The organism is Marinomonas vaga, from assembly GCF_055388305.1.
Window position 1 is genome coordinate 203,137 of the sequence record NZ_AP043903.1, and the last position, 17,441, is coordinate 220,577.

Annotated in this window: 15 protein-coding genes and 1 tRNA gene; 2 read left to right on the top strand and 14 right to left on the bottom strand. The window is 46.8% G+C overall.

The window, feature by feature from the left end; genetic code table 11:
- Complete coding sequence (locus tag ACZ5DR_RS00960; RefSeq protein WP_377364785.1) at positions 1–891, bottom strand: DUF4394 domain-containing protein; 891 nt, start codon at positions 889–891, stop codon at positions 1–3.
- A 247-nt stretch (positions 892–1,138) separates the two neighbouring features.
- Between ACZ5DR_RS00960 and ACZ5DR_RS00965 the strand changes: the two genes are divergently transcribed.
- A tRNA-Arg gene (locus ACZ5DR_RS00965) sits at positions 1,139–1,215 on the top strand.
- A 237-nt stretch (positions 1,216–1,452) separates the two neighbouring features.
- Here the strand turns inward: ACZ5DR_RS00965 and ACZ5DR_RS00970 are convergent.
- From ACZ5DR_RS00970 to purU, 6 genes are read right to left on the bottom strand one after another with little or no spacing between them, the layout of a single operon-like run.
- Entirely contained in the window at positions 1,453–2,040 is a 588-nt protein-coding gene (locus ACZ5DR_RS00970) for a hypothetical protein (protein ID WP_377364783.1), read from the bottom strand.
- 1 nt (position 2,041) lies between these two features.
- Positions 2,042–4,957 (bottom strand): FAD-dependent oxidoreductase, encoded by a 2,916-nt coding sequence (locus ACZ5DR_RS00975; RefSeq protein WP_377364781.1) that lies wholly within the window; start codon positions 4,955–4,957, stop codon positions 2,042–2,044.
- Positions 4,954–5,262 carry a sarcosine oxidase subunit delta gene (locus ACZ5DR_RS00980; RefSeq protein WP_377364779.1) on the bottom strand — a complete coding sequence of 103 codons (309 nt, stop codon included), beginning with the start codon at positions 5,260–5,262 and terminating at the stop codon, positions 4,954–4,956. The genes ACZ5DR_RS00975 and ACZ5DR_RS00980 overlap by 4 nt, the downstream gene beginning before the upstream one ends.
- Positions 5,263–5,272: 10 nt before the next feature.
- Positions 5,273–6,520, bottom strand: a complete 1,248-nt coding sequence (locus tag ACZ5DR_RS00985) for an FAD-dependent oxidoreductase (RefSeq protein ID WP_377364778.1) — start codon at positions 6,518–6,520, stop codon at positions 5,273–5,275.
- Positions 6,521–6,560: 40 nt separating this feature from the next.
- Complete coding sequence (locus ACZ5DR_RS00990) at positions 6,561–7,433, bottom strand: bifunctional 5,10-methylenetetrahydrofolate dehydrogenase/5,10-methenyltetrahydrofolate cyclohydrolase (protein ID WP_377364776.1); 873 nt, start codon at positions 7,431–7,433, stop codon at positions 6,561–6,563.
- Between the two features lie 16 nt (positions 7,434–7,449).
- Positions 7,450–8,310: a formyltetrahydrofolate deformylase gene (purU, locus tag ACZ5DR_RS00995; protein ID WP_377364774.1), complete on the bottom strand. Its 861-nt coding sequence runs from the start codon at positions 8,308–8,310 to the stop codon at positions 7,450–7,452.
- 180 nt (positions 8,311–8,490) lie between these two features.
- On the opposite strand from purU, the gene ACZ5DR_RS01000 reads away from it, so the two are divergent.
- The gene (locus ACZ5DR_RS01000; RefSeq protein WP_377364772.1) at positions 8,491–9,249 is read left to right on the top strand and encodes an IclR family transcriptional regulator; all 759 of its coding nucleotides are present in this window, start codon (positions 8,491–8,493) and stop codon (positions 9,247–9,249) included.
- A 19-nt stretch (positions 9,250–9,268) separates the two neighbouring features.
- Here ACZ5DR_RS01000 and ACZ5DR_RS01005 read toward each other — a convergent pair whose 3' ends face one another.
- From ACZ5DR_RS01005 to ACZ5DR_RS01035, 7 genes are all read right to left on the bottom strand, one after another.
- The gene (locus tag ACZ5DR_RS01005) at positions 9,269–10,732 is read right to left on the bottom strand and encodes an NAD-dependent succinate-semialdehyde dehydrogenase (protein WP_377364770.1); all 1,464 of its coding nucleotides are present in this window, start codon (positions 10,730–10,732) and stop codon (positions 9,269–9,271) included.
- Between the two features lie 45 nt (positions 10,733–10,777).
- Entirely contained in the window at positions 10,778–12,388 is a 1,611-nt protein-coding gene (locus tag ACZ5DR_RS01010; RefSeq protein ID WP_377364768.1) for a BCCT family transporter, read from the bottom strand.
- Between the two features lie 152 nt (positions 12,389–12,540).
- Entirely contained in the window at positions 12,541–14,031 is a 1,491-nt protein-coding gene (locus ACZ5DR_RS01015; protein WP_377364765.1) for an aldehyde dehydrogenase, read from the bottom strand.
- Between the two features lie 17 nt (positions 14,032–14,048).
- On the bottom strand, positions 14,049–15,083 hold the full coding sequence (locus tag ACZ5DR_RS01020; protein ID WP_377364763.1) for an LLM class flavin-dependent oxidoreductase: 1,035 nt from the start codon (positions 15,081–15,083) through the stop codon (positions 14,049–14,051).
- Positions 15,080–15,988 (bottom strand): flavin reductase family protein, encoded by a 909-nt coding sequence (locus ACZ5DR_RS01025; RefSeq protein ID WP_377364761.1) that lies wholly within the window; start codon positions 15,986–15,988, stop codon positions 15,080–15,082. Before ACZ5DR_RS01025 ends, ACZ5DR_RS01020 begins: the two co-directional genes overlap by 4 nt.
- Positions 15,975–16,814 carry an alpha/beta fold hydrolase gene (locus ACZ5DR_RS01030; RefSeq protein ID WP_377364759.1) on the bottom strand — a complete coding sequence of 280 codons (840 nt, stop codon included), beginning with the start codon at positions 16,812–16,814 and terminating at the stop codon, positions 15,975–15,977. The genes ACZ5DR_RS01025 and ACZ5DR_RS01030 overlap by 14 nt, the downstream gene beginning before the upstream one ends.
- Positions 16,786–17,385: an amino acid synthesis family protein gene (locus tag ACZ5DR_RS01035; protein WP_377364757.1), complete on the bottom strand. Its 600-nt coding sequence runs from the start codon at positions 17,383–17,385 to the stop codon at positions 16,786–16,788. Before ACZ5DR_RS01035 ends, ACZ5DR_RS01030 begins: the two co-directional genes overlap by 29 nt.
- Between the last annotated feature and the right edge of the window lie 56 nt (positions 17,386–17,441).

Genomic DNA, 17,441 nt, shown 5'->3' on the forward strand with positions numbered 1-17,441 from the left:
TTAAGGCTCGATCGCAAACCCAGTGTAATGCACGCCATCTCCCAGCACGCCAAGTTCATGGTTACGACCACTCTCTAAATCGATTTCAACCAACACCGTCTTACTGTTTTGACTGCTTAACACCGCTGCCAGTGCCACATTAGAAATGTCACTGATGTCAAAAGAGGCATCGCGGATACTGCCTAAAGATAAATCACCTACTGTATACAACACACCCAAATTAGGTGAAACGCTTGGTGTCACCCCTTCTTTTGTCCCCTGCATTACCAAGTTACCGTGACGACGATCAATCGCATAATTGGTCGTCAGCTTACTATCATTTGGATTATAGGTGTAAGCCGCAGCCACAATATCAGGCAACTCTCCCGCATAGGGATCTTCATCACTGTATGCCAGTTTTGGATCTAGCTGAACCCCAGCTGTGGAGCCATTAAAATCTACTACCGCTCCGGTTTCTGGGTGCAAACGAGAGTTGCTGTTCTTATCCCCTACTACACGTAACTTGTCTGCAGCGGGGTTAAAATCAAAACCATAGGGCCCCATGGCCATATGAGCAACTGGGGAAGAGCCTGGCACCAAGGTCGCTTTGCCAGTTTTTTGGTTAATAATATAAATCCGTCCCGTATCAGCTAAAGCATACATATCACCGTAGGCGACACGAAAATCGATACCAATCACTTTATCGCCCATTTCCAAGCCAGTGACTTGAACCGAAGATTGGATTTTTGCGGGCATGGCAGGGTTCACATTGATCAAGCGATGGGCATCATCAATCGCCCACACAGATTTAGGCAGCGAACCCATATGCCCATCAGCCAAAGCTCCAGTAGACATACTCAGACCAATTGTTAATGCGACTCCCGTAGTCAGGCGACATGCAACGTTCTTCATAGCTTACCTCTTATTATGATTACTCGAATTCCTGCTGCATCCTTCAGCGTCGGATATATTCTCCATTAACAGCACAATGCTTTATGCTCTAAGCCTCTGTACGAGAGGGAGCGTAACTCGGTTTAGTATTCTAAGCATAAACATAAGACAAAGGTGAAATACACCGAAAGCAAATTGTTTTAATTTGTACCCCAAAACAACCTTGAGTCCCTGGGCACAAGTCCTTATAATTCGCGACCTACAATGTGCACCCGTAGCTCAGCTGGATAGAGCGCGCCCCTCCGGAGGGCGAGGCCGGAGGTTCGAATCCTCTCGGGTGTACCATTTTCATAGCTCTGATCCCATGCTTTCCATAGCCTTTCCAAGTCACCACCCAGTGTTGTGGTCATAAAATGACGACCATCTGACTACTCATTCATATTTTTATCAGGATAACTTAAGAGTGACTTGTAGCAGAACGTATCGAACAAAATTAGTGACTTGGTAAATCAATCTATAAATAAAAAAATCAGCCAGATAGCTGGCTGATTTTTTGGGTTAAAAGCAGTTTAGGTACTAGCGTTAAAACTCAGATGCCGCATCGCCAAACGCGTCCCATAGGTGTTGGGAACTGGATAAGTCACTTAACACTAAATATCGATCTGCGCCTTCAGGGTTTTCTGAAATATTTACAACAATAGCATTTACCCGAGCAACGGAAGTCTGCGCAATCTGATTGACTGCAAATGCCCCTTGCGTCAAATCCACACCACATACCTTCGCAAACATGGTGCCACAGTCGACACCACGGCACATAAACATAGCATGGCTATGCTGGCAGTACAGTCGATATACTTCTTGTTGCTGTAACCCCCGTGTTTCTATTTCATACAGGCGCTGCGTATTTTGCTGTGCTTCATCAATGAGCCAGAATTCACTTTTACTCAAGCGCAATACGCGAATGCCACTGTCATCAAGTAATGCTTGGTTAGGTTGATCTGGAACAGGAAGCTTTTCAGCTATTAAAAAGGCTTCCGCTTGTGGCCCGCGAAAACCAAGCCGCGATACTTCAGTCCAATCTTCGAATTCAATGGAAGACGCGGATGCTTGCTTTCCAGTGATTTGTGTCTGACGCAATGATGGAGCACTGCTGATTAAAAATGCTGACATATTAAGCCACCTCCTGACGAGCACCTTCTGGATCATAAAATGGCAGTTCTACCACCGTTGCTATAACTTCTTTACCATCTACCCGAATCGGCACTTGTTGCCCGACATCTTGCTGTGCAACGCCGACAAACGCTAAACCGATATAGGCATCTAATGTAGGGGAGTACTCACAGGAGGTCACATTGCCAGTAATATTAGAATTTTCGCCAACTCGATCTAGCACAATATGCCCTTCTTCTGGCTTAGCTGCTGTTTTCTCTAACTTAAAGCCCACTAATTTACGGGTTTGCTCACGAGCCATTACGATGTCTACAGATCGGCTACCCACATAAAATGGCTTCTTACGAGCAATGGCCCAGGTAAGCGACAACTCTCCAGGATGAGACATACCATCAGTGTCTTGGCTAACAATGATGTGCCCCTTCTCTAATCGAAGTAGTCGCTGAGTTTCCACACCAAAGGGTCGCATATTGAACTCATCACCAGCATCCATTAGCAGATCCCAGATTTTCAAAGCAAATAAGCTTGGCATGTGTACTTCATAACCCAGTTCGCCAACAAACCCTACACGCAATAAGCGCACTGGCATGCCTTCAATACTGCCTTCTCGATAACCCAAGTAAGGAAATGACTCATTAGAAAAGTCCACATCACTGCATACTTTTTCGAGCACCTTGCGAGCAAGGGGGCCAGCAACGTTTACCGCAGAGAACGCAGAGGTCACATTGGCGATGTCTACCTGTAAACGCCACTGAGCGTTCCATTTAGTCATCTCTCGATACACTGCATCTACGCCACTGGTGGTCGCAGTTACATAAAAATGATTTTCTCCAATGCGACAAGCCACCCCATCATCAACCACGACACCCTGCTCATTTGTGAGAACGGCATAACGAGTTTTACCCACGGGCTGTTTTACAAATGCAAAGGTGTACATACGGTTCATAAACTCCGCGGCATCAGGGCCACGAAGCTCAATCCCTCCTAGGGTACTGACGTCTATCATGCCCACGCTATTACGCACCGCTAATGCCTCCTGCTTAATCAAAGCTTGGCGGTTATGCTTTGGCCCATAAAAGGCAGGACGACGCCAAATACCCGCAGGAATCATATGCGCACCTAGCTCTAAGTGACGTTGATGCATCGGCGTGTATTTATGTGGATTAAAAATACGCCCTGCAATATTGGCCAGTTTCTCTGGTACAAATGGTGGACGTGCCGTTGTGACACCCGTTTCACTTACTGATCTCTGGGTGGCTTTGGCCACTAAACGAGCCGTTGGGAGTGCTGAATGGCGCCCCTGTGATGGCCCCATCCCAACCGTAGAAAAGCGTTTTACTAGCTGAACATCGCGATATCCAAGGCGCGTAGCGTTAATAATATCCTTGGCTTGCAGGTCTTCATCATAATCCACAAAGTCTTTGCCTTTAGGGTGTTTGAAAATCGGCCATTCGAAATTTGTTGCTTTGTCGCAATTAACCGCTGGTAGCGTGGTATCAGTGAATTCAAGACCAACCAAACAATCCTGAGCAGCGCGCTGACCGTCTAGAAGCACTTTACCCAAGTCATGAATTCCGTTTACAGAACCTGCAATGAACACATTTTTCGGTAAGTTAGATAGGCTAAAGCGTGCACTGGCATCGTCATACTGTAGCTTTGCTCCGCCTTGGCACAATAACTGATAAGTTGGCATATAGCCTGCGGACATACAAAGCGTATCACAAGGAATAGTCACCCCGTCCCTCGCTACCTGTCCTTGTCCGCTAATGGTATGAACTTTTACCGCAGCTAGATGTTTTTTGTCACTCGTTGGAATGGCTTCGTACACCGTGGCTTGGCATTTGATATTAATGCCTAGAGCTTTGACTTCTTCTGCCAAAGAGGCGTCAGCCCCTTCCTTTCGCATATCGACAATCAAAGGAACTTTAACGCCATTTTTGACAAGCTCGATAGCGGCCAAATAGCCATCATCATTCCCGGTCAACATCACGGCTTTTTGTCCAGGCTTGACCGCATAATGCTTCATTAAACGCATAGCGGCACTGGACATCATGATGCCTGGTACATCGTTATTACGGAACACAACATGTTGCTCAAAGGCACCGGAAGCCACTACACATTGCTTCGCACGCAGCTTAAACATGCGGTTCCCTTGGATCACGGGTAAATAGTTATCTGCAAACCAAGCATTACAAGTCGCTTCCGTTAAGACACGAATTTTGGGGTGCTGAGTTACCTTGTCTACTAAAGCAGACAAGGTCTGATGGGCAACAGCATCATCCACATCAAAACGATGGTAAGTGAGAGCACCACCAATCTGTTTATTTTCATCGATCAGTATCACATCTGCACCACCTTCTGCGGCATGGATCGCCGCAGACAAGCCTGCCGGCCCTGCACCAATGACCGCTACATCACAGAAGCCATAGGCCTTGTCATGATAAGTCGGTTTGAAGTTCAAATCCGCTACACCCAATCCCGCTTTCTTACGAATGAAGGGTTCCCACTTATCCCAAATACCTTTGGGCTTATAAAAAGCACGGTAATAAAAGCCCACTGGCATGAATCGGCCGCCATACCCCAATTTAGCGTCTTTATCCTGCTCCAAAGTACCATTATAGTTTTGCCCCATGATCGATGAGCCATCTTTCGCCAATACACGATCAGCTAAAGCATTAGGTTCTTCTGGTAACTGCACTAAGGTGTTGGCATCTTGCCCAGCCATGGTCAAAGGACCCCGTGGGCGATGGTACTTAAACGAGCGAGACATGAGCCACTGGCCATTTGCCACCAAGGCGCTGGCAATGGAGTCCCCTTGAAAAGCGGTATAGCGAGCACCTTCAAATTCAAAACTAAGTTCTTTACTACGGTCGATTAAAGAACCTAATGGCTCCGGTAAACGATCTAAACCCTTCATGCTACAACCTCCTTCTCAGGACTTGCTTGCTCAAATTCAACACGCTTTTGTAAAAGCTCACTAGGATCAAAAGTACGTAAGATCTCGTCGGATGCCGTATGACGCTCGGCAATAAACCAATAACCTGATGGAGAGTGAAACCACCACTCTTGTACAACTCTGATGGTGTTTTCAGAATAGAAGACATAATCAGCCCATTCTTTATCGGTACAGGTCTTATGATCCGGCATGGTTTTCACTTCCCCGCCGTACACAAATTCGGAGATATTTCTGGGGCCATTTAAAGGGCAAGTCATTAATTTCATTGTACGTCTCCTAGTGACTAGCGGCGGTTGCGCCCATTTCATTTACTTGGCGGAAAACATCAAAGCGGTCCATAGCAAAGGGAGCGATTAAATCTGGCACCTTGCCACCACTTGCCACCAACTCCGCCATGGTCTTGCCACATATAGGGGTAGACTTAAATCCCCAAGTCCCCCACCCTGCATCAAGGTAATAATTCTCCACAGGACTTAACCCCATAATTGGACTGTAGTCGGAAGTCATATCCGTCATGCCGGCCCATTGGCGCATCAGTTTTAGGTTTGCCATAAACGGGAACATTTCCACTGCACTGGCAAGTAAGCTTTCTTTCAGATCTAAGGTTGAACGAGTGTTATAGAGGGGATAAGGATCAGATCCACCTCCAAATACAATCTCTCCTCGACCCGTTTGCTGCACATAACAATGCAACGCAGACGAACTTACCAAAGGATCTAAAAAGGGTTTAACCGGTTGTGTCACCATGGCTTGTAATGGGTATGTTGTAATAGGCATTTTGATATCAGCCATAGCTCCCACAATGGAACTATTCCCTGCCACCGCTTGAACGACACATCCACAACTGACTTTGCCACGATTAGTCGTAACCCCAGTGACCTTTCCTTGCTCCACAGTTACACCCGTGACTTCCGTTAACTGATGCAATTCTACGCCGCGCTGGGTGGCCCCTTTGGCATAGCCCCAAGCCACTGCGTCATGGCGTGCTGTTGCTCCATCTATATGCCACAAGCCAGCAAGGATCGGCATATCAGCTGGATTCATATTCAAAGTGGGGACTAACTCTTTGATTTGTTGCGGATCGATCAGCTCAGTACGTCCGCCAAAGTGTTTGTTCACTTCTGTACGCTGACGGAATGAGCGAACCGTCGCATCAGTGTGAGCAAGGGTCAACTGACCACGAGAGGAATACATGATGTTAAAATCAAACTCATTAGACAGGCCTTGAAACAAATCTACCGATTGCTTGTAAAACTTGACCCCTTCAGAGGTTAAGTAGTTCGAACGAATGACCGCAGTGTTTCGAGCCGTATTTCCGCCACCAAGATACCCCTTCTCTAGAACCGCAATGTTAGTGACGCCATGGTATTTGGCCAGATAATAGGCGGTGGCAACGCCGTGGCCACCGCCACCAATAATCACTACATCGTAGTGACGTTTTAGCTCAGTAGGTGCTGGCAAGTCTGCGTCTTTCTCGAATGGGTAATCATTAGAAAGACCATATTTCAGTAGTGAAAATGGCATAGACGATGTCCTCGTTTACCTTTGTATAGGGTGTATATGATTAGCGCGCTGACTGTGATGCATGCTGCGCCGCAACTAATGTATTTTTCATCAGGCAAGCGATGGTCATTGGACCAACACCACCTGGAACAGGCGTGATCGCTTTAGCATAGGGAGCCACCTTGGCGTAATTTACATCGCCAACCAATCTACGCTTTCCAGCCTTTTCAATGGCATTGATGCCAACGTCTATCACCACAGCGCCTGGTTTCACCCAAGTCTCATCCACTAACTCAGGGACTCCCACTGCGGCAACCAAAATGTCCGCCTGTCGAGCGATAGCTTTCCCGTTGACGGAGCGAGAATGGACCACCGTAATGGTGCAGTTTGCCTGCAAAAGTAAATTAGCCATGGGCTTACCAACGATATTGGATCGACCTACAATGACAGCATGCTTACCTGACAAATCCCCTATTTCCCGCTGGAGCATTTCAAGGCACCCCAATGGGGTACAAGGGATCAAAGTCGCCTGACCTGTTGCCAATAAGCCAACGTTTTCCGGGTGAAAGCCGTCCACATCTTTGCTAGGTGCAATCAAACGAATGATGCGTTCTTCACTGAGGTGCTTGGGCAATGGCAGTTGCACCAATATGCCGTGAACATCGGCTCTTTGGTTCAACTCTTCTACAACAGCCTCCAAAGAGTCCTGCGTGCAATCAGCAGGTAAACGTTTCTCGATAGAAGTCATACCTGCTTCTTGGGCTCGTTTAATCTTGTTACGCACATAGATAGCGCTGGCTGGATCTTCTCCAACCAGTACAACGGCTAATCCTGGTGCCGGAACCCCCAACTCAGCGAGACGACGCACTTCATTGCCTACTTCTGCAATGAGGTCATCTGCCAATCGCTTCCCATCAATGATGTGTGTCGTCATGGTTTATTCCCCTGCGTTATTTAAAGACAACGGTTTTATTGCCGTACATAAAAACGCGGTGCTCTAAATGCAAGCGCACAGCACTGGCTAATGCCACGGTTTCTGTGTCTCTACCCACAGCCACTAAACGTTCAGGAGAATAAGAATGGTCCACAGGCTGAACAGATTGTTCGATAATTGGGCCTTCGTCCAAATCAGAAGTCACATAATGTGCCGTTGCACCAATGAGCTTAACGCCACGGACATGGGCTTGATGGTAGGGTTTCGCGCCTTTAAAGCCAGGCAAAAAGGAATGATGGATGTTAATCGCACGACCATGCAGTTCCTTACACAGGCTGTCGGACAAGATCTGCATATAACGGGCTAGAACGACTAAGTCTGTTTTGGTTTCTTCTACAATTTGCACCAAAGCTGCTTCTTGCTCTGGCTTATTCTCTTTGGTCACAGGTAAGTGAACAAATCGAATACCTTCCCGCTCGGCCATAGGACGTAAGTCCTTGTGGTTGGAGACAATAGCAGTGATCTCCATTGGCAACTCACCTTTGCGATGTCGGTAAAGCAAATCATCCAAACAATGATCAAACTTACTCACCATCAATAACACCCGCATCGGCTCAGCCGAATCAAATAATTCCCACTCCATGTTGAACTCAGAGACTTGGGCGTCGAAACCCTCACGAATCATTTCCAGAGTCGTGCTATCAGATTCAATCCGGCAGACCGCACGCATAAAGAAACGCTGATTCTCTTCATCATCATACTGATGCATTTCTGAGATATAGCAGCCTAAACCTGCTAAGTAGGACGTTACGGAAGCAACGATGCCACTGGTGGCGTCGCATGCAGCTTTAAGCACAAACACGTTTGATTCCGACATTTTTTCTCCAAGAACAAATTAATTCACAGTTAAAAATAAAAACTCAGCATTAGGTTTGTTTATTTACAGTAAATTAAATATATTATTAGGAAATCTAAATGACAATAACTTAACCAAAGTAAGTGGAAATATTCGAAACTTCCTTCACAGAGAAATTTATCGTTTGTATTTGGAGAAAACATGAGCAAGACCACGGATTATCATGTACCCGCCCTTACCCGAGGGTTGCATATCATTGAGCTATTTAATGCGGAGCATAGAGTCTTGAGCACTCAGGACTTTGCCGACCACCTGAATGTCAGCACGTCATCGACCTACAGGATTGTTCAGACCTTACTGGATCGTGGTTATTTGAAGAAGGTGGCACGAAATGCCTATGAACTAGGGCCCCAGATTGTATCTCGTGGATTTGCTTACTTAGCAGGGAAGGATCTGATTGACATCGCCGCCCCCCATCTAAACGCTTTGCGGGATGAAACCTCCATTTCATGCCATCTGGCCATCAGAGATGGTCTGGATACCTTGTACATATATCGAGCACAAGCTTCTCAACGACTTTCAGTTAACATTCCATTAGGGACACGTCTGCCCTGTCACACCAGCGCTATGGGGCGAGTACTGCTACAACAATTGAGCGACATTGAGCTAAGTGCTATGTATCAGACACAGCAGCTAGATATGTATCCTACACCGCATCCTCAAACACTAGGGGAGCTGAAGCGTTTACTTAGAGACGAATGGCAACAAGGGTATTCCAGCAATCGATCAGATAATGCGACTGCCATAGCAGCACCGATCAAAAATTATCTTGGTAAAACGATAGCGGCCATTAATATTTCTGGAGCAGATCAAGTCATGAACAACCCTGAGAAGTTTGATATTGCAAAGAATCAACTGTTAAAAGCAGCACAAGCCATTACTGAAGTAGCCCCTGCATGAGGGGCTAGAGGATAGGAGGTTAGATATCTCCCAAGCAGATATATTTCATTTCTAAATAGTCTTCTAAACCATACTTGGAACCTTCTCGGCCTTGCCCCGACTCTTTTACCCCTCCAAATGGGATCATTTCTGAGCTGATAGCAGTCTCGTTTACCCCAACCATACCGTACTCCAAGGCCTCACTGACACGCCAAGAACGAGATTGATCTTTGGTGAAGAGATAAGCTGCTAAACCAAACTCAGTATCATTTGCCATCTCAATGGCTTCTTCTTCTGTTTCAAATTTGAAAATCGGAGCCACGGGACCAAATACTTCTTCCTTAGACAAGCGCATGGATTGATTAAGATCACGAATAACGGCCGGGGTGAAGAAATACCCTTCACCAGCGGGCTGGGTTCCTCCTGTGGTCAAACTCGCACCTTTGTCTAAAGCATCAGCCACTAGGGTTGAAACCCCCTCTACAGCATTTCGAGTGATTAACGGCCCCATAGTGCTCGCCTCAGACAAGCCTTCCCCTAGAACAAATTGCTCTGCTTTTTCAGTAAATCGACGAACAAACTCATCATAGATACTGCTTTGCACCAAGATCCGATTTGCACATATACAGGTTTGCCCAGCATTGCGAAACTTAGCCGCAAAAGCCCCTTGTACCGCTTTATCAAGATCCGCATCATCAAATACAAGAACTGGCGCATTCCCCCCCAGTTCCATAGAAGTGCGTTTCACTGTTTGCGCCGATTGCGCCATCAGGATTTTTCCCACTCGTGTGGAACCTGTGAAAGTGACTTTTTTAACTAAAGGGTGACTGGTCAGTCGCTCACCAATTTGTGGTGCATCTAGACCTGGCACTACATTAAACATGCCCTTTGGCAGGCCTGCTCGCTCTGCAAGCTCTACTAACGCCAATGCAGAAAGCGGCGTCTCTGCTGCGGGCTTTAACACTACGGAACAGCCTGCCGCCAATGCTGGAGCTACTTTACGAGTGATCATAGCAATGGGAAAGTTCCACGGCGTTATCGCCCCTACCACACCGATCGGTTGCTTGATCACTACTGAACGACGATCAGTGGTGGTGTTTGGTAGAATGTCTCCGTAAATACGTTTACTTTCTTCTGCAAACCACTCGATATATGACGCGCCATAGGCAACCTCTCCTCGGGCTTCCGCAAGAACTTTGCCTTGCTCTACCGTCATTATCTTAGCCAGATCCTCTTGATTCGACATGACCAGGTCAAACCATTTTCGCAACACCGCAGATTTCTCCTTTGCGGTACGCTTCGCCCAACTTGCCATAGCCTTATGGGCAGCAACAATTGCTTTTTGAGTTTCTACCACACCCAAATCCGCTACCTTTGCAATGATCTCACCGGTAGCCGGATTCACCACATCAAACAAGTTCCCAGAGGCGCTAACAACCCACTCACCATTAATGTAACCGTGCGTCTTTACTAAGCTCGAATCACTTAAAATCTGTTCAAACATTATGTGCTCCTAAAGGCAGGACCTTATCCTGCCGAATACTTATCATTAGTGCCCAACAGCCTGTTTAGCTGTTTGCATGACATTGGTTTTAACCAGGTCTCCTGAGTTATAAGCGATACCCTGAGTTTCATCATTAAGACCCTTAACAAGTGCCCAACACATAAAGATGAACACAATAGAGAACGGGAAGGCGGCCACGATAGAAGCGGTTTTTAAGGCATCAAGTCCCCCGGACAGCAATAAGATCGCTGACACAACGCCTAATCCAATTCCCCAAGCCGCTCTCAACCAATTGGGAGGGTTGGCGCTGCCTTGAGAAACAATAGTGCTGATCACCAAGGTGCCAGAATCCGCAGACGTCACAAACCAGGTCACAATCAGGAAAGTCGAAAGGCCAGCGATAATACCTGTCATTGAATCCACTCCGAGGGCTTCAATGGTTTGATACAAGGCTTGAGTTATGTCCGCATTCACCGCTTCCGTTAGTTGCCCACCTTGGTAAAGATCAATGTTTAACGCGGTACCACCGAAGATAATGATCCACAAGAAGCCTCCCAAAGGGGGAATAACCAAAGCAGAAAGTAAAAACTGTCGAATCGTACGGCCACGGGAGATACGCGCAATAAACATCCCTACTAGTGGGCCCCATGACAACCACCACCCCCAGTAAAAGATGGTCCACCAACCCTGCCATTGGCGATCAGATTGTAGATCGACCCAAAATCCCATAGAGACAAAAGACACGGCGTAATCGCCTATGCTCGATACAGCCAAGTCAAATAGGAAAACCGTTGGCCCTGCTAACACAAAGAATAAGATCACCAACACACTCAGACGAATGTTCCAGATACTCAAAACCTTAATACCACGCCCAATCCCTGAAATAGCTGACACCGTCGCAATCAGGGACACCACCGCGATCAAGATCAACTGAGAAGAGGTAGAGATAGACATGCCAAAAAGGTAATTGAGGCCAGCATTCATTTGCGATACCCCTAGCCCTAGAGTCGTCGCAGTACCAAACAAGGTGCTAAAAATCGCTAGCAGATCGACCCCATGACCAATTGGTCCATTCACTCGCTCACCCAAGATAGGATATAAGCCCGAGCGTACTGTCAAAGGTAGTCCGCGGCGATAACTGAAATAAGCTAGACACAACCCCACCATAATGTAGACAGCCCAGCCATGAAGCCCCCAGTGAAACATGGTGACCTCAATGGCCATCTGCGCAGCTTCTGCTGTATTGGGTGCAAAGCCACGCATTTCAGCAAAAGGATTACCCTGCATGTGGGTAATAGGTTCAGCAATACTCCAAAAGAGCAGCCCAGTCCCGATAGCACAGCTGAACAACATAGAAAACCATGCGGTAAAACCAAATTCAGGGGATTCGTCATCACGGCCTAAGCGGATCTTGCCAAAGCGACTGAAGGCCACCCAAACAGCAAAGGCCAACACACTACTGACCACAATAATGTAGTACCAACTGAGCTTAGTGGTGATCCAAGTATTAAGGGTATTAAAAATATAATTGGACAGTTCAACATTCGTCACAGCGAAAATAACAAACGCCAACACCATTAGGCTGGAGGCAAGACACATAAACTTATTAGTACCTGCCCATAGACCATGGGTCGCTACCGAATTGCGAGATTCCATACAAACTCCTGAGCCACCCCACTCGAAATGGGGGGTTATTTTTATTATTCGTTTTTGTCACTAAGGAAATACTCAGAGCACAAGAGTGCTGTCCAGACAGCAAGTTTGCTTCTGGATAACAAGTCTCTCGTGCTTAAGTCTCTAAGTGTGAATTAGCGCATCACAAAAGGATTCGACATGGGTTCACTGGACGTACTTATCCAAGTCGTCCTTACACGGATATAATCTTGAATGGCTTGAATCCCAGCTTCACGGCCATAACCGGATTGATTCACACCTCCAAAAGGCGCCACATAAGACACAGCACGGTAAGTATTGACCCAACAAATGCCCGATTGAATCTTCTGAGAGACACGTAAAGCTTTAGCGAGGTTCTCGGTGAACAATCCAGAACCCAGTCCAAATTCAGAATCGTTAGCTAAAGCGATCGCCTCTTCCTCCGTATCAAAACAAGCCAGTGACATAACAGGGCCAAACATCTCAACATGGAGGGTTTCAACTTCTGTATTGGGGCATTCAACAATGGTGGGGGCAAAGTAAAAGCCAGCCCCAAGCTCTGTCATGCGACGACCACCAGTGAGTAGTCTCCCACCTTGCTCTGTTGCTTTGTCTAGGGCGGCTTCGATTCCCTCAATTTGGGCCATGGTACAAAGTGGGCCAATATGAGAATTAGGATCTAAGGGATCACCAACCTTGATTTGCGCGGTACGCTCCAATAAAAGATCCCGCAATTTGGGATACAAATCCCGTTGCACATAAACCCGCGAGCCCGCCACACAAGATTGACCTGATGCGCCAAAATTACCGGCAATAATACCGTTCGTGGCACTTTCTAGGTCCGCATCGTTAAAAACCAAAATAGGAGATTTACCGCCCAGCTCTAATGAGGTCACAGCAAAATTGTTGGCTGTGTTACGCACCACATGCTTAGCGGTTTCTGGACCACCAGTGAAAGCCAAACGGTCAATATCTGGATGAGACGTTAGCGGGATGGCACAGCCTTTTGCATCCCCAGTAATCACAGACACAACCCCTTTGGGAAAGCCCGCTTTTTCGATCAATTTGGCGAACTCTAGAATCGCTACAGGAGCCACTTCAGAGGCTTTGATAATGACACTACAGCCTGCTGCCAATGCTGGCGCTAGCTTAGTAGCGGTCAGGAACATTTGAGCATTCCAAGGTACCACAGCTGCAACCACACCAATGGGTTCCGGCTTAGTAAACACATGCATATCCGGTTTATCAATGGGAAAGGTCTGGCCCTCAATCTTGTCTGCTAAACCGGCGTAATAACGATAGTAATTTGCAACATACTTAGCCTGAGACTGTGTCTCCGCTGCTAGTTTGCCACTGTCTGTTGTCTCAACAGCCCCTAGAGCTTCTGAATTAGCTTCTAATTGATCAGCCAACTTATACAACAGTTGACCGCGGGCAGTCGCTGTTAAGCCTGCCCATTCTGGATCAGATAAGACTCGTCGGGCAGCGTTCACTGCACGGTCGACATCTTCAGGCTCAGCGCACGCAAATGTCGCCCACGACTCTCCCGTTGCAGGGTTGACGGTCGGCATCACATTTCCAGCGGCGCCTTCGACCCATTCGCCATCAATAAACAGCGAATAGTGAGGTAAGGTAATCTTTGACATACGGCCTCTTCGGACTCTTAGTTAAATGCGGGCATAACTTCGTCAATGAAGCGACGAAGTGACGTTTCTTTTTCTGCGCGGCTCATACCGGAGTCACTCCAATAAGAGAATTCGTCATATCCTAATTCTTCATAGTATTTCAAACGTTCAATAATCTGCTTTGAGGTGCCAATCATGAGGTCTTTACGGATTGCCTCGCGCTTATAGAAAGGATGATTATCGATCTCTTCCTGACTTAAGGTCTCTATTAAACCTTGGCTAATTGGACGTTCGTTTTTAAACCAAGCACCGAAGTAGCAATAGAATTCATGGAGTTTTCGCGTAGCTTGCTCCAACTCTGCTTCATCGTTAGACACGTAAGCATGTTGTAGAATCATGATTTTGGTGCGTTTGTCATACTTGGCACACGCTTCCTTGTATTTACTAATCAAAGACTCAACTTCTTCTAAGCCTTGCCATAATGGCGTCACTTGCACATTACAATCTTGGCTTAGGGCAAACTCATGGCTATTAATATCGCGTGCTGCTACCCAAATAGGTGGACCATCTTCTGTTAGTGGCTTAGGAGAAGAGGTTGTTTTAGGGAAGTTGTAATGTTTACTGTCTTGGGTATGGTCACCTTTCCAAAGACCTTTGATAGCCGGCACCATTTCACGCAAGCATTCACCCGCTTGCCAAGCATCCATACCACCAGGAACCATACGCTCATATTCAAATGCGTAAGCACCACGGGCGATCCCCAGCTCTAGACGCCCACCGGTTACGATGTCTGTCATGGCGGCTTCACCCGCTAGCTTAATTGGGTGCCAATAAGGCGCTACCACGGTGCCAGTACCAAGACGAACCTGTTTGGTTTGGTGCGCAATATCAATCAAATTCAAGAATGGGTTCGGCGCAATCGTGAAGTCCATACCATGATGCTCGCCAGTCCAAACCGTCGTCATGCCCCCTTCATCAGCAATTTTACAAAGGGACAAAAACTCGTCGTACAGCTCTTTCTGACGTTGATTCTCGTTAACACGCTCCATATGAGCAAACAATGAAAACTTCATCGAATATCTCCTTCTAATTCATTGCCAAAGTACAAACGAAATACGCCGTTTTGCTTTTCTGATACAAATCGATCCACCATAGTTGTGAGATCTGAAGAAACAAATTTAAGGTCTTTTAACGCACCTAATGGCACATATTCACAATGTTCAGGTAATGGTCCATCTAGGCGGTCTACACGATAGAAGGCAATGAAGTTTCCAGTACTGACTTTTTCGTAGACCGAAAATACTTGGCCTATTTCAAACTCTCCGCCCAAGCTCTTCATAAAGGATTCTAGAGAGGTGCGAGACCCTTTTTCGGAGGATATTTCCATAGCTGGTAAGCGGTAACCTTGCTGGGTCTTTTCCACCACAAGCTGGCCATTTGTTTCGATCAAAGCCCCTACTTGAGCACATTTATCATGAGCGACTTCTTCGGCTTTATGTTCCATACCTAAACTGAAGTAACCGCCTTTTGCATATCCCAAGCCAAATTTTTCATTGCTATTAAACTGTTCTACTTTACCCACCAGCATGAGATGGTCTCCAGCGGGGATTTTTTCAAATGCAGAACAGGAGAAGTGAGCCACAGCATCACTGATCAGTGGTGTGCCAAACTCATCAGCAAACCAAGAGACTTCACCAAACCGATCACCTTTTGAGCCAGCGAAGGTATTCGAAGCATGCTGTTGATCTTCTGCCAGAATGCTTACACCGAAATATTCACACTGCTCAAATACCTCAAAACTCGACAATTTATTGGCTGGACACACCAGTAAAAGCGGTGGATCCATAGAAACAGAGGTAAAGGAGTTGGCGGTGAAACCAACCTTTTCACCCGATTTGCTAACAGCTGTCACCACAGTGACCCCCGTCATAAAAGAGCCAAATGCATTACGCAGTGCTCTAGGATCATGCGCGCTCATAAAAAACCTCCTCTTTTGGGTCAAAACACTTCTGCCCAAATTTGATTATTATTGGATTGAGTTCGTCTGAGTGAGTCATAGGTGCCATATGACGGGCGTCTTCAATAATATAAGACTGCCCGTGAGGACATAACGTCGCCATGGCTTCAGACATCTCTGCTGTTGAATTAGGATCACCGCGGCCAGTGGAAAATAATGCAGGGACCGCCAATGACGTCAGATCTTCCGTAGCAGGGCCATCGTTGAAACAGAACACCTCATAAGCTTGTCGGTAACCCTCTAAAGAGGCCTTAGAAAGCCATTCACCGCAAAGCTCTGCATGACGCACATCCGCCCCTTGCAAGGGAAAATCAAACCAACGCTGAATTGGCGCGGTCACATTCTCTGCGGTGATATTTTGTTTCATTTGTTCAACACGACTCTGAACGGCTTTTTTCGCTTCTTGAGAACGACGGAACACTGAATTTAAGGCAACCACACCCGCACAGTTTGCCCCATAGCGAATTGCAAAATTCAAAGCAATCATCGAGCCCATAGAATGCCCAGCAATCACTACTGGCGTGGAAACATCTGAGTCGATCCATTGAGCAATGACATCGGTATAACCAGCAATATCACCACAGCTAGGAAACAGATCACTTTCCCCATGCCCAGGCATGTCTACCGCATAAACAGTAAAATGTTGTGCTAGTTCGTCCAGCTGGTTCAACCAAGCATCAAGCCTTAACCCAACACCATGAATAAGCACGAGGGATGGCCCCGTGCCTACCTTGACATAAGCCAGCCCCTGCGACGATTTAAACCGCTGCGGGATTTTCGATGTCATGACCTAGCTCCTTAAGCTCTTGGTAGCGATCTCCAATACGGTGATGGGGGCGCCCACCCGTCGCAGCACCTAATACAACAACGATCTCGTCATCCGCTGGCGCATCGCAAATGTTAAATTGCAGAGTTAAATAGTGAGAACGGCGACCACCGTCGTTTTTATCCATCATAGGGACAGAAATAGCAGCGTTGGCTGGGCCACGGGTGTTGGTGAAAGAAAGAAACGATTTCGCCTGTACGGCTTCACGATAAAAATTGCCAAAATGCAGGGTGTGAATCAGAGCTGAGGCGTGTTCAATTTCGCCATTTAAGCCTACAACTGCGGCTTTACCAAAAGCTTCAATCTTGTCTGCTCCGCCAGCTAACTCGCAAATACGATCCGTCAATAACTTGCCTAGAATCGGTCCATACTCACGTACCACAGGTTTCAGGTCTTCCACATAGCGTCCAGCCCATGGGTTCTTAACGACAGCGGCAGCTGCAAGCATACGCAGAGGCTTATCCGCTTTCTTAAAACCTTCGACTAGGGTTTCTTCCTCAAAACACACAATCTTGCGAATTTCTAAACTCATAATGATTTCCTGAGAGAGTTAAATCTTACTTTTTGTAATATGGTATACCATATGAT